The sequence below is a fragment of the Rhodococcus sp. 14-2470-1a genome, from assembly GCF_002259425.1.
Lineage (GTDB): Bacteria > Actinomycetota > Actinomycetes > Mycobacteriales > Mycobacteriaceae > Rhodococcoides > Rhodococcoides fascians_E.
Genome location: NZ_NPFZ01000032.1, coordinates 99,108 through 112,690, shown reverse-complemented (window position 1 = coordinate 112,690; position 13,583 = coordinate 99,108). Strand labels below are relative to the sequence as shown.

Genomic DNA, 13,583 nt, shown 5'->3' with positions numbered 1-13,583 from the left:
GGAAGAAAAGCCTCTTTCTCATGCCAGTCACCGAACCTCGTAGGAGCGCGTCGGAACCTGGGAACGGTCGATCTGCGCTTTGCCGATCGGATTACCGATCATCGTGTACGGCAGCGCGGTGGCAAGGGCGTGGGTGCGCCCAACGTCCTTGGACTCCCAGATTGCTCGGACGGTTCCCTGGATCGCGGCTGGAGGCTTCGCCGCGATCTTCTCGGCGAGGAGTGCTGCACGATCCCATAGCTGGTCGCGAGAAACGACCTCGCTGACGAAGCCGATCTGGAGGGCGCGCTCGGCCGACATTCGCTCATCGAGTCCTAGAAGGGCCATTCGCAGCACCTCTCCCAGGGGAATGCGATGCGCAAGACCGATCGGTTCCAGTGCCGCGACCAGACCGTACGACACATGCGGATCGAAGAACTGCGCATCGTCACTGGCAATGATCAGATCTGCCTCGTTGAGCCAGTACAAGGCTCCACCAGCAGCCAGACCATGGACTGCGCAGATCAGCGGCTTCCAACATCCGTTGTGTTTGGGCGACAGATCGACACCCGGATCACGCTTACTGAAGGGATTGTCCGCGAGATACGTACCTTCCTTCACGTCCATGCCTGTACTGAAGGCACGGTCGCCGTTCGCGCGAAGCACGATCACATGCACGTCATCGGTCAGATCGGCGAAACTCCACAAATCACGAAACTCGTCCCGCATCGTGTTGGTGAAGGAATTCATTCGATCCGGTCGATTCAACGTGATCGTCAGAACGTGGTCCGCCAGCTCCGCAATCACGGTGGTCAGAGATTTCAGTTCTTTTACGCTGGTCAGACTCACGGGTCTCTCTCTCCTCTGATAGCTGTAGAACGAACATAGCCCCGTACTCAGGCCGAAGGTCGACGCTTCTCCGCGCGCAACTGGCCGTGCCGAGCAAGCATCTGCGCCGCGATTGCACTGAGTTCCGTGGGCGGTGTACGCAGTCCTGCCAACCCGGTCTCACGGCTCGGCAATGAGACTGTCGCCGTCGCGGGGCAGGTCACCTCACCGCGTTGACTGGTCCCTCGAAATTCGAGGTCGACCAGGTACCGGTCACCTTCTTGTCGTTTGCCGACGACCTCACCCGTGAATCGGTGGGTGTCTCCCAGATAGTTGAACTTGCGCATCTGGCTGGACATCGTCTCGATCCAACCCTCGTCACCGATCCAGTCGGTGAGGAAATGCGTCAGCCAGCAATCGCGGAGCATCCCATAGTCGTACGACGTCGGTAGGCCGATGGACCGTGCGTATTCGGCGTCCCAGTGGATACGTTGCGCGACGTCGGGTATGCCCTGTTCGTTGGGAATATAGAAGGCTCCGATGCGCTGACGGTTCTTGTACGCCAACCGGCCGGTGCACGGGGTATACGGAGCGAAACCGTAACCACCGGAGTGGAATACCACCATGTCGGTGGTCGTCAACGGTCCCTTGGCCATGAGGCCGAGAGGCTCTCCGACCACAACGTCTTCCCAGTAGCGGGTCTCGGCCCCCCGACGCACCTCTGCTTCGTAGATCGCATCGATCTCGGCGATCTCCTCCGGCGTGTACGAGGCTGGCTCGATGGTGTCGTACTTCTTACGCTTCTTCGATTCGTGACGCTCGGTGTGAATGGTGAGAACTCGTTGAATCTGTACGATTTCCGCGCGCTGATTGAACTGGACGTGGATCCTCGTGACAACGAGCGAACGCCCCGCGAATTCCGATTCCTTGAGTTCGACGTTGTCGAATCCCTGGAACGAATACACCGCGTCACCGTCGTAGACCGGCTTGTACCACTCGGTCGTCGAACCAGACACGAATACGTGGATTCCGCGAAACGGAGGGCGCCGCTGTTCTTTGGGTACTCGATCTGCCAGAAGATCTTTCGTTACCGCGATGTTGATCATCGGCGGTGCGATCTGGCCTCCCCAGCGAGTGTCCAGACCGTACTCCTCGTCCACGAACAGTGGATTGTCGTCGCCGTAGCTGCGAGCAAAGGCACGCATCACATCAGGAGTTGCCCGGGAAAATTGATCACGCTGTGTGACAGCGTGATAGACCCCGACCAAATCGCGCGCACGCTGTATGTCGGATTCCAGGAAGCTGAACTTCTCTTCCGCCGTATCCGCTCGCTCTGTCGTCTCCGTGCTCATGAATTACCTCCGTGATCGATGCGGTGCCTTCGAGGAGGAACCGGCCAAGACTGAATTCTTGAAAGGAAATGTAAATAGGACTGCGCAGGTCACACTCCGGTGGCCTGCTCGGTCAGCCGCTCGACCACGTGTCTGCGGACCAATTTGCCGGTCTCGGTTCGCGGAAGCTCGTCCCAGTAGACGATGTGCTCCGGTGTTCTGCTGCTTCGCAACGACGCACGTACGAAATCGCGAAGATCACCGGTGTCGAGCGCAACCCCGGGGCGAAGCACAACTGCCGCCTCGATCCGCTGACCCCATTCCGGATCTGGCATACCGACGACGGCAACGTCGAGGACAGCTGGGTGTCTGAACATCACGTCTTCGATCTCTGCAGGCGCGATATTCTCCGCACCGCGAATGATCGTGTCGTCGACTCGCCCACCTACGTAAAGAAAGCCCTCGTCATCGAGGAAACCCTTGTCGCGAGTATCGAAGAAGCCGCGTTCGTCTACCACTCGGCCTATGCCTGCATACTCGGCAGATACCTGATCACCTCGCACACAGATGCGCCCCATGACCCCGGCGCCCACGACCTCGTCGTCCGCATCCCGAATCTCGAGTTCTATGCCGGGAACTATGCGACCTACCGAACCAAGTCGTGCGCGGACGACATCGTCGTCGCTCCGCAGTGCATCTCGATGATCATCCGGCCCGAGAACCGCAATGGTGGAGCTGGTTTCGGTCAGACCGTAGGCATTGACGAACCCGACTTCGGGCCACATCGCCAGCGCCTGCTCGATCACACGAGCCGGCATCGGTGCACCGCCGTACGCAAGACCCCGCAATGTCGGCACCGACTTGTCGACATCGGCCTCCACGACTCTCGACAACATCGTCGGAACGACAAGTGCGTTGGTGACGCCCTCGGTTCTGGCGGTATCGAGCCACTGCGCCGGGCTGAACTGCTCGAGCACGACGGTGCGTCGGCCAGCGTACAGGTTGGTGATGACGTTCGCCACCGCGGCAATGTGGTACGGCGGAACGCTCACCAGAGCGCAGTCCGTTTCCTCGGCCGACGCGAACTCCACCGACCCGAGGACGTAGGAGGACAGGTTCTCGTGCCGCAGCAGGACTCCTTTTGGGGCCGAAGTGGTACCGGATGTGTAGATCACGACAGCAGGTGCTGCGTCGTCGTTCCCGTCGAGATCGTCGAATTCTTCGGCAGCAAAGGCCAATTCCGCCAACCACTCCTCCGGTGTCCTGACCCTCAAGCCAGCACGCACGAGCGCTTCGGACTGTTCGGCTCCAGCAATACCGAGTGCGTGTGGGTGGTTGGCCAGAAGAGAATCGAGCTGCTCACGACCCAGCCGGTAGTTCACCGGCACCAAGGGAACTCCGGCACGTGCCGCGGCGAACATGGCGACAGGGAACGCCGGGCCGTTGACAGCCAGATACACCAGCGCGTCTGCGCCGGATTTCTTTATCTCGGCGGCACCCGCCGTAGCGAGACGTTGCAACTCCCTGGCGGAGAGTCCGCCCGTACGGGTACCCACGACGACACGGTCGCCGAAGCCGTCCACCGCCATGTCCAACAGCAACGTGATATTCATCCGACACTCACTTCGGGTTCGAGTTCGATTGTGTGCAAGCCATGTCGGCCGGGTTCAGTCCGAGGAGGGAAGCGGCTTGGCCGCTTTGATCGGCAGAGCGGTACCGTCGACTGCGAGCAGACCCTGACCGGGCTTGGTGCACAACACTTCCAAACCTGCGGCATCGTCGACGTATCTCTTTCCGAGTAATGCACCGCCGACAAGGGATGGATCAATCTGCGAACCATCACCCGTGGGCTTTCCCCCGACCACCATTTCCGCGCCACCGCACGTCAGCGAGATTTCGTCCGATGGTGCACGCACCACGATCACGGCAGTTGTGTCGACAGAACTGGCCAACGATTGACCGACTTTGAGAATCACTATCTTCCTCCATTCGAGCTGAACCAGGTGTGTGAAAGACAGTGTCTCGAAATATATTCGAGTGACCGGCCGTCACTTATCTAACAAAGTACTACAAGTGAACTAGCGCACTGTTGCACGAGTTCCGTTCAGCGGTCACTACGTGACTGCGCCTGCAATCTTGAGCTCGATGAGTTGCTCGTCGTCGAGGCCCAGCTCGCGCAGGATGTCGTCGGTGTGCTCCGCAAACTGTGGAGCGCGCTTCATCTGCACAGGCTGATCGTCGAACTTGACCGGGTTGGCAACAAGCTTCTGGGTGACACCGTCGGCGTCGACAACGTCGGTAATCCGGCCGTTGGCGATCAACGCAGCGTCGTTGCCGACGTCCCAGCTGTTCTGTACGGGTGCCCACGGGCCGCTGAGGCTCGCCAGCTGCACCAACCATTCGTCATACGAACGGGCGGCAAAGGCATCGGCGAACCAGTCACCAATTTCCTCAGCGCTCTCGAATATCCCATCCATCGTCGTGAAACGCGGATCGTCCACCAGGTGTGTCAGGCCGATCGCCGTGACGAATTCGTTCCAGAACCGGGTGGGCTGCAACATCGAGAACTGCAGCCAACGTCCGTCCGAGGTTCGGTAGGAACCTGTCAGCGGATTGCCCGCTGCGGCCGTCTTCTTGCGCTTCACCTTCGGCAGCGGACCGCCGGAGCTCAACGCTAGATTGACGGTGAACTGAGTGGCCCATGCGGCAACACCCAGCAGCGACACATCGACCTCCGACGGCTCTCCTGTGCGTTCACGGCCGAGCAGTGCTGCGGCGATTCCGCCCGCAATCGTCATGCCGCCGATGTTGTCGCCGTAGGCGCCCGCAGGCATGAATGCCATCGAATCTGCGCCTTCCGGCATGACTCCGTCCGCGCTGCCACCGCGAGCCCAGAATCCAGTCGCGTCGTATGCGCCCTTGTCCGAATCCGGCCCCTGGCTGCCGAAGCCGCTACCGGTCACATAAATGATGTTCGGGTTGATTGCGCGGACATCCTCGACCGTGATCGACAGCTTGGTGCGCACCCCCGGCAGATAGTTGGTCAAAAAAACGTCGCTGCGTCGAATCAACTCTTCGAGCACAGGTCGCGCCGCGGGGTTCGCCAAGTCGATACCGATACTGCGCTTACTGCGGTTCGGACCTTCCATGATCGGCGCGAACGACGACCCTTCCTTTCCTGCTTTGTGCCCAAGTACGCGAACAAGCCCGCGCTGCGGGTCGCCGGTCTCCGCATGCTCGACCTTGACGATGTCGGCACCCCAGTCCGCTAATACCGCGCCCGCAGCGGGGACGTAAGTGAACTGGGCGACCTCCAGGATGCGAAAGCCTTCCAGGGGACGATGCATGACGACTCCTCGTACGTGATTGTTTTTCTTTTTCAGGATTTGTCTGTGCGAAGAAGGACGGCCCCGGACGGCACCCCACCACCGGCGGTGACGACGGCAACCTTCGGATCCTTCACTTGCCTACCGGGTGCCTGTCCGCGGAGTTGAAGAACCGCTTCCCGAAAGAAGCCGTACCCGTGGGTCCGGCCGGCCGAGAGTTGGCCGCCGTGGGGATTCAACGGAAGTCGCCCATCGATGGAAATTCCGCGACCTTCGTCGATGAAGTCCGCTGCCCCACCCGGTTCACAGAACCCGAGTCCCTCGAGCCATGACAGAGCGTTGAACGTGAACCCGTCGTACAGCAATGCCACGTCGACGTCTTCGGGGCCGAAATCGGTTCGGGTCCACAGGTGCGCCGCCGGACCCAGCGATTGCGGCGTGTGCGTCAGCGTGCCTTGATCCCAGGACAGGTCTTCCATGATCTGTGTTCCGACTGCTTCGACGAACACCGGCGAGTTCGGGCGATCCATCGCGGTCTCCGCGGCGGAGACGATGACTGCTACCGCGCCGTCGATAGGAACGTCACAGTCGTACAACCCGAACGGGGTAGAAACCATGCGCGCCGAAAGGTAGTCGTCCATGGTGATCGGATCGCGGTAGACCGCCTCTGGATTGGCCGACGCATTCGATCGTGCATTGACCGCAATTGCGCCGAGGGTTCGACGGTCGCCGCCGTACCTGTGGAAATAATTCGATGCTTGACAGGCAATCCAGTTGGCTGCCGACATCGCACCGAAAGGCGCACGGTGTTCGAACATGCCTGTCGGCCTAGCGCTGGGGACCGTGAGACGTCCGGACCGGACGAGTTCCGAATGCGTTGACTCCCAAACCGTTCGGAAGCAAAGCACGTGTTTGCACAGCCCCGAGGACACCGCCAACATCGCGGCGATGATCGACCCGTTCTGCCCGGGCAGTTCGTTTCCACCATTGACCCACGTCGGCCGCACTTTCAGAACCTGTTCGACGGCCATGATGCCGCCCTCGGACATGCCCCCTCCCCCGCCGCTACCCGGATACGTGGACAAGCCGTCGATGTCGCTCGAGGTCAGGCCTGCGTCTGCGATTGCCGCGAGACATGCATCGACGGTCAACGACAGTGGCTCGACCATGAGTCTGCGACCGATCTTCGACTGGCCGACGCCCGTGATGGCGACTGCGTGCTCGAATCTGGTTGCCGTGACCGGCGGACGCAGGTTCGACCGGTAATCCGCGGGCTCGGGAATCGGCTCGGGTAGTGCTGACGCGTCCGGATTCGGTTCGAACAACGGCAACCACACGTCGTCGGACACCTGCTCGAAGAGGACGCGGACGGCCATACCCACCGACAGATCCTCTGGTGGGCACCCGACGATGTTGGTCGTCAGTCTGATGCGCGAGTCCTCGGACAGCGCCACGATTGCGACCACGTACGGAGGCGGAAGGTGCGGTAGCCACTGTTGGTGGTTGACAGTGAACCCGACGATCGTGCCATTTCCGGACACCGGCTCGTAGCCGATGTCGCGGCCGTGACATTGGGGACACAGCACATTCTGCGTGTGCATGAACCGCAAACAACTGTGGCACTGCGCAATTCGAAGTACTCCGTCTGCGCCGGACGCCCAATAGTCTGCGCGGCCCAGTGACATTTGAGGAATGGGCCTACCGGTGTCCACCAACTCGGTCACATGCCCTCCAGATGAATCGGATATCTCGTCATGAACAAACGACGCGTCAGAAAGTTCGTCGACCGGATGTGTTCTGACCGACGTTGTCCCGCACAGCGATCATCGCTGCCAATCGGCGCTCCATGTCGGCTTTGCTCATGACGATGTCGTCACCACCCTCGCCACGACTCAACCGGTCGAGGCGACCGCGCTCGGCTGCGATCTCCTCCGCGAGCAGCGACCCCGCCAAGTCGCGCGTGAGCAGATCTTGATCGACCCAATCGGCCTCGGGGAACTGTTCGACTAGTTCGTCCATGAGAAACATTTCCTTCGCAATCGCAGTAGTGGATGGTGAGCGCGAGTCAGATCCGTGGGAAATTGAGGAGTTTGCGCGCGTTGAGCTCGACGATCTTGTGAACATCCTCGTCCGGGACGTCGATCATCGAATCGTGAACGAGCTTGCGGCTGTTCGGCCAATTCGAATCGGAGTGGGGGTAGTCGCCTTCCCACGTGATGTTGTCGATTCCGACCAGGTGGCGATTCGCAAGACCGAACTCGTCCTCGATGAAGCAACCGTAGATGTGCTTGGCGAACAACTCGGACGGCCGGGCCGACTGGTTGATGTTCTGGTAGTAACGGTGTTTGGTCCAGACGGCGTCCATGCGCTCGAGCATGTAGGGCACCCAACCGATGCCACCCTCGGACAACATGAACTTCAGTCCGGGATGATTATGGAAGACCGGCGAGAAAAGAAGGTCCGCAGTCGCGTACATCGAGTTGCAGCCGAACAGTGACGTCATGACCGCCATGGGAGCTTCGGGCGCCGTGATCGGCGCCTTTCCCGAGGTGCCGAAATGCACGCACAACGGTAGGCCGGTTTCGACTACGGCGGTGAACACCGGATCCCAGTGGTTGGTGTGGAAAGACGGAAGTCCGAGTGGCGATGGATTTTCCGGGAACGAGATTGCGCGGGCACCCTTGGCTGCAGTTCGGTAGACCTCACGCACTGCATCCTCGACCGACCAGAGCGGGAGAATGACCAGCGGAATCAACCGATCGGGGGCAGTGGGGCACCATTCGTCGAGGACGTAGTCGTTCCACGCCTGGACAGAGAGCAGTGCCAGCTCTTTATCCTTACCTTCGAGGAATACCGTGCCGGCAAATCTCGGGAAGGACGGGAAAGACAACGTCGCCTGCACCCCGTCGATGTCCATGTCTGCGATACGGGCTTTCGGCTCGTAGCAACCTGGGATCATGTCCTCGTACCGGGTCGGCTCGGCGCCGTACTCCTCCGGCTTTTTTCCGGCAACAGCATTGAGACCTATGTACGGGTAGATGCGGCCCTCGTACTCCCACACCTCGGCAAGTTTGGTGCCACCGTCCTTGCGCCCACCATCACCTGCATGGATGGACTTCGGCATCTCTTTCTCGATGATGCGGGGGCCGGCATCCACGAACTTCTTCGGCAGCCGGTCGGACCAGAGCCCCGGGTGCTCGATCAGATGGTCGTCGGTCGAGATGAGTTGCATATGGCTCTGCAGTGGCATGAATCCTCCTGGACAACACCCCGAACGGATCGGAAGGGGGTTACTTGTTTAACTTTCTAGACGCTAGCAGAGGATGTTACGTACGTCACCAAGGGTTGGCGAATTCGACGAAAAAACCCTCGCCGGTCGAGGCCGGCGAGGGCTGGTCGAGAAGGTGGAGCAGGACGGTCAGTCGAAGAGGCTGATCGTTGCCGTCCGGTCGCGGTTTCGGTAGATGATCTCGGTCGCATGCTCGAGGTGGCCACGCCAATGCTTCTCGGCGCGCACAACATCACGAGCACTCACCAAATCGACCAATCTCTGGTAGTCATCGACGACAGACGGAACATAGGCGGTCCGCTCAGGAGCATCGGCATCGTCGACGCGTTGCCGGATACCCATCATGCGATGCGCATCCAGCACGTCTCGGAGTGCGCTGACCTGGGCGTTGAGCGTCTTGTTCCCGCAGTACAGGGAAATCAGTTCGTGAAATTCGGCAGTCAGCCCCACCCAACGAACAAAGGCCTCCGGGCTGTCGAGCCCATCGGCCAACCGCTTCCGATGGTTGTCCACGCACTCCTGCAGCGATGCGAGTCCCTCGGGCGGACATCTCTTCGCCAGCAACCGAACGCACGCCGATTCGAATTCGGTGCGAGCTTCGAGTACGTCCTCGAGTGTCGTTCCCTGAATCTGCAGGTAGAGGCCTATATGCCTGGACGCAACGCCTAGATCGGGAAGCCTGGCGCGTGGCCCCCCGCGAGATCCCGTGACCACGGTGATGAGACCTTCGCTTTCCAGGATGCGGAAAGCCTCGCGAAGCGTCGGCCGGGACACTCCGAGTTGAACCATCAGGGTTTTCTCTGGAGGGAGCATCTGACCAGGCTCTATCTCGCCGCGGACAATCTGGCCCCTCAACCGATTCGCAATCTGCTCAGAAGCTTTGGGCACGCGGACTTTAGCCTCGGCGGGCATACCGTCCGTTCGCCACAGTGCACGTTGCTCGGTCTCCATCGAACCGACTCTAGCCGTAGCGCAGCGAGTTTCCGTAAGTCCCGGTGGCTCGGGTCGTAACCGTGGCACTCTGTGGACGTGAAAGTTGGACCGTTCGTTCCACGATTGCAGATCCATCACGGATCACGGGTTGATGCCCCCGATCTGCGCACTTGCTTTACAGTGATGCATGCCACAAGGTATGACTAGTTAAACACTTTGAACACGTGTCTGTATGGGCGTGAAGGAATATGTCGCGTGGCCGGACCTCGCCCTTCCGACCGCGCAGCAGTGGACGACCGGCCACCGATCGACGGGAGAACCTCAAATGGGGAAGCTAGACGGCAAGATCGCTCTGATCACCGGTGCTGCGCGCGGACAAGGCCGCAGTCACGCAATAACACTGGCAGCTCACGGCGCCGACATCATCGCTCTCGATATCTGTCGCGACATCGACACGAACAGCTACTCGCTCGCCACCGAAGAGGATCTGGCCGAAACCCAGCGACTCGTGGAGAAGGAGGACCGCCGCTGCATCACGTCGATCGCCGACGTGCGCGAGCCTTCCCAGCTCCGTGACGCCATCGCGGCCGGAGTTGCCGAACTCGGCGGCCTTCATATCGTCGTCGCAAATGCAGGAATCTGCCCACTGGGCGATGTCCCCCGGAAAGCATTCCTCGACGCTGTCGATGTGGACCTCGTCGGCGTCATCAACACCGTCAGCGCGGCCTACCCGCACCTGAGTTCGGGTGCATCGATCATTGCAACCGGATCGGTAGCCGCACTGATGAAGGGCGGCACGGACAACCCGGCCCTCGGTGCGGGCGGCGCAGGCTACAGCCACGCAAAGAGGGGTGTCGCCGAGTTCGTACACGCACTCGCTCTCGCATTGGCACCGGAATCCATCCGAGTCAACGCAGTCCATCCCACCAACTGCAACACCGACATGCTGCACAGCGAAGGCATGTACAAGGTATTCCGTCCCGATCTCGAGACCCCGACCAGAGAAGACGCCGAGGGCGCGTTCTACTACAACCAGCCGATGCCTGTCCCCTGGGTCGAGCCGGTGGACATCAGCAACGCGGTCGCCTTCCTCGCCTCGGACGAAGCAAAGTTCGTGACCGGGCTGCAGATGAAGGTGGACGCAGGCACAGCCATCCCGCACACGAAGGCGTACGCCCTCGCCTGATCGGCGCCGCACTGTTCTTCTCCTCCAGGCACGGGAACCGCACCAGAAGGATCATCATGTACAAGGAACATCCGAACCTGTTCATCGGGGGAGCCTGGGTAGCAGGTGAAACCGGCCGCACCGAACCGGTGATCAACCCCGCCACCGAGGAGACCATCGGTGTGGCTCCCGTCGCGTCACGCGCCGACGTGGCGAAAGCAATCACCGCCGCCCGCACCGCGTTCGACGACGGGCCGTGGCCGCAGATGACGATGAAGGAACGTTCGGTCGTGCTGCTTCGTATGGCGGATGTCATGGAGAAGCGGTTCGAGGAGCTGGTCCAGCTCAACATCGCAGAATCCGGCGGCACCAGGATCGGCGCCGAGTCGTTCCAGATCGGGTTTCCTCTCACGCACTTTCGTGACCTGGCGGAGCGGGTGATGATTCAGTTCCCGGTCGAGCGAGCCATGCCCCCACATGTCGGTGGCACGCTCGGCCAGGGTGTGATTCGGCGCGAGCCGTGGGGAGTCGCGTCGTTGATCTCGGCGTACAACTTTCCCTTCTTCCTCAACATGATGAAGCTCGGACCCGCTTTGGCTGCGGGCTGCACCACGATTCTCAAACCTGCACCGACAACCCCGCTGGAGGCATTCATCCTCGGAGAGATCGCCGAGGAGGCCGGACTCCCAGCCGGCGTGCTCAACATCGTCGCGGGCGATACAGACGCAGGATTGGAACTGACAACCAACCCGATGGTAGACATCGTCAGTTTCACCGGATCGGACACAGTGGGGCGCAAAGTGTTCGAGCAAGCTGCGCCCACCGTAAAGAAGGTCATCCTCGAACTCGGCGGCAAATCGGCCAACATCATCTGCGAGGACGCGGACCTCGGCAAGGTAGTCGGATCGGTGGTCCGCGACATCGTGCTGCACGCAGGTCAAGGTTGCGCCTTTCTCACCAGAACGGTCGTGCACCGGTCGCGGCACGACGAACTGATCGAACTGGTCACCGAAGCATTGAAGAAAGTCAAAGTCGGCGATCCAGCTTTACCAGACACGGTGATGGGACCGGTGGGAAGTGCGGCACAGCGCGCAAGAGTCGAGAAACTGATTCAGACCGGAATCGACGAGGGGGCGACGCTTGCCGTCGGAGGCGGACGACCCCACGGCCTCGACAAGGGGTTCTTCATCGAGCCGACGCTCTTCGTCGACGTGGAGAATTCGATGGCCATTGCGCAGCAGGAATTCTTCGGGCCGGTCGGTGTGGTCATCCCCTTCGATGACGAAGACGAAGCAGTCCGTATCGCAAATGACAGCGACTTCGGACTTGCAGGTGGAGTGTGGTCGAAAGATCCGGTGCGCGCGTACGACATTGCCAAACGAATCCGCACCGGAACCGTGACCGTCAACGGAGGGGGCGGCGGCATGAGCCCGCACGGATCCTTCGGTGGCTACAAGCAGAGCGGACTCGGCCGCGAACGCGGGGACGCAGGCCTCGACGAGTTCCTGCAGACCAAAACAATCACCTGGCCGGTCGCATCCGGGTAAATGCCGGCACGCGAACGCATCTTATCGAAACCGCAATAAAAGAAAGTACCGTAATGACGTACGTGATCACCGAAGCCTGTATCGATCTGATGGATCGCGCTTGTGTGAAAGAGTGCCCGGTCGACTGTATCTACGAGGGCGAACACCAACTGTTCGTCAATCCCAACGAGTGCATCGACTGCGGAGCGTGCGAACCGGCGTGCCCCCACGAAGCCATCTATCACGAAGCCGACCTACCTGACGATCAGGGCCACACGACCGAACGTCAAGCCACGGTATTTCTCACGCTCGGCAAGCTCGGCGGCGCCCGCAAGTACGGCAAACTTCCCGTGGCTCAGGTATGAACGCGCCTCGGGTCGGGTTCATCGGAACCGGCAACATCGGTGAGCCGATGGTCGAGCGTCTGCTGGTCACGGGCATTCCCACCTCGGTATATGCGCGCAAGGAAGAGGTTCGGCAACGCGTGGCGGCCGCGGGCGCCCATCTTGTGGACACGCCGCACGCTCTCGGCGAGTGCGATGTTGTGGTGTCGTGCCTTTTCACCGATGCGCAGGTCCTCGAGGTGTGCCCCCCGATTATCGAGTGCATGAAGACGGGCTCCATCTTCGTTTCGCATACGACGGGGAGCCCGACCTCGCTCCGCACACTCGACACGCTTGCCACCGCGAGCGGAGTGTCGATCGTCGAAGCACCGTTCAGCGGAACACCGGACGCCGTGCGCGCAGGCAAGCTGACGGTGATGCTCGCGGGAGACGACGCCGCCGTCGAGAAGGTCACGTCCATTGTGAAGTCCTACGCTGCCAATGTCATTCGAACAGGCGCACTGGGGACTGCACTACCGGCGAAGCTGCTCAACAACGCACTCTTCGCAGTCTGTACGCAACTCACGCTCTCCGCGATCGAGGCCGCACAGACCCTGGGGATCGGTGAAGAAACATTGCTGGAGGTACTCGCCGTCAGTAGTGGTGGCAGTACCGCAGCGCGGTACATCGCGGCCTCGGGGAAAGATGCCCGTACGTACAGCGAAAATCTCCCGAGATACCTGATCAAAGATCTCGGGTCGATTCGGACGGTGGCGTCCGAACTCGGAGCGGACATCAGTCCGCTATTAGCTGCGGCACAGCTTGGTCCGATGGACTTGAGCGAGCGCGGCGAGGTTCTCACCGCTCCTTGATTCAATCCCAC

13 protein-coding genes are annotated in these 13,583 nt (G+C 60.7%); 4 read left to right on the top strand and 9 right to left on the bottom strand.

The genetic code is table 11. The features are described 5' to 3' along the window. Positions 1-27 precede the first annotated feature (27 nt). The 9 genes from CH292_RS21465 to CH292_RS21425 form a co-directional block, all read right to left on the bottom strand. Positions 28-828: an enoyl-CoA hydratase/isomerase family protein gene (locus tag CH292_RS21465; protein ID WP_218830193.1), complete on the bottom strand. Its 801-nt coding sequence runs from the start codon at positions 826-828 to the stop codon at positions 28-30. A gap of 47 nt (positions 829-875) precedes the next feature. Continuing rightward, a complete protein-coding gene (locus CH292_RS21460; protein ID WP_094655688.1) occupies positions 876-2,159 on the bottom strand; it encodes a MaoC family dehydratase N-terminal domain-containing protein in 1,284 nt (427 codons plus the stop codon). Between the two features lie 89 nt (positions 2,160-2,248). Next, on the bottom strand, positions 2,249-3,751 hold the full coding sequence (locus tag CH292_RS21455; protein ID WP_094655687.1) for a class I adenylate-forming enzyme family protein: 1,503 nt from the start codon (positions 3,749-3,751) through the stop codon (positions 2,249-2,251). Positions 3,752-3,805: 54 nt separating this feature from the next. Next, on the bottom strand, positions 3,806-4,111 hold the full coding sequence (locus CH292_RS21450) for a hypothetical protein (protein ID WP_218830196.1): 306 nt from the start codon (positions 4,109-4,111) through the stop codon (positions 3,806-3,808). Positions 4,112-4,252: 141 nt separating this feature from the next. After that, positions 4,253-5,485 (bottom strand): CaiB/BaiF CoA-transferase family protein, encoded by a 1,233-nt coding sequence (locus CH292_RS21445; protein WP_094655685.1) that lies wholly within the window; start codon positions 5,483-5,485, stop codon positions 4,253-4,255. A gap of 32 nt (positions 5,486-5,517) precedes the next feature. Then, positions 5,518-7,149 carry an OB-fold domain-containing protein gene (locus CH292_RS21440; protein ID WP_094655771.1) on the bottom strand — a complete coding sequence of 544 codons (1,632 nt, stop codon included), beginning with the start codon at positions 7,147-7,149 and terminating at the stop codon, positions 5,518-5,520. An 85-nt stretch (positions 7,150-7,234) separates the two neighbouring features. Beyond that, positions 7,235-7,483: a hypothetical protein gene (locus CH292_RS21435; protein WP_094655770.1), complete on the bottom strand. Its 249-nt coding sequence runs from the start codon at positions 7,481-7,483 to the stop codon at positions 7,235-7,237. A 46-nt stretch (positions 7,484-7,529) separates the two neighbouring features. Next, the gene (locus CH292_RS21430; protein ID WP_094655684.1) at positions 7,530-8,714 is read right to left on the bottom strand and encodes an amidohydrolase family protein; all 1,185 of its coding nucleotides are present in this window, start codon (positions 8,712-8,714) and stop codon (positions 7,530-7,532) included. A gap of 168 nt (positions 8,715-8,882) precedes the next feature. Further along, positions 8,883-9,665 carry a FadR/GntR family transcriptional regulator gene (locus CH292_RS21425; RefSeq protein ID WP_256978449.1) on the bottom strand — a complete coding sequence of 261 codons (783 nt, stop codon included), beginning with the start codon at positions 9,663-9,665 and terminating at the stop codon, positions 8,883-8,885. A 346-nt stretch (positions 9,666-10,011) separates the two neighbouring features. Between CH292_RS21425 and CH292_RS21420 the strand changes: the two genes are divergently transcribed. Genes CH292_RS21420 through CH292_RS21405 form a run of 4 tightly spaced genes read left to right on the top strand, consistent with a single transcriptional unit; the run spans position 10,012 to position 13,572 of the window. Continuing rightward, positions 10,012-10,872: a mycofactocin-coupled SDR family oxidoreductase gene (locus tag CH292_RS21420; RefSeq protein ID WP_094655769.1), complete on the top strand. Its 861-nt coding sequence runs from the start codon at positions 10,012-10,014 to the stop codon at positions 10,870-10,872. Positions 10,873-10,928: 56 nt separating this feature from the next. Next, complete coding sequence (locus CH292_RS21415; protein ID WP_094655682.1) at positions 10,929-12,398, top strand: aldehyde dehydrogenase family protein; 1,470 nt, start codon at positions 10,929-10,931, stop codon at positions 12,396-12,398. 53 nt (positions 12,399-12,451) lie between these two features. Then, positions 12,452-12,742: a ferredoxin gene (gene fdxA, locus CH292_RS21410; RefSeq protein ID WP_094655681.1), complete on the top strand. Its 291-nt coding sequence runs from the start codon at positions 12,452-12,454 to the stop codon at positions 12,740-12,742. Then, on the top strand, positions 12,739-13,572 hold the full coding sequence (locus CH292_RS21405) for an NAD(P)-dependent oxidoreductase (RefSeq protein ID WP_256978412.1): 834 nt from the start codon (positions 12,739-12,741) through the stop codon (positions 13,570-13,572). The genes fdxA and CH292_RS21405 overlap by 4 nt, the downstream gene beginning before the upstream one ends. Positions 13,573-13,583: the final 11 nt, after the last annotated feature.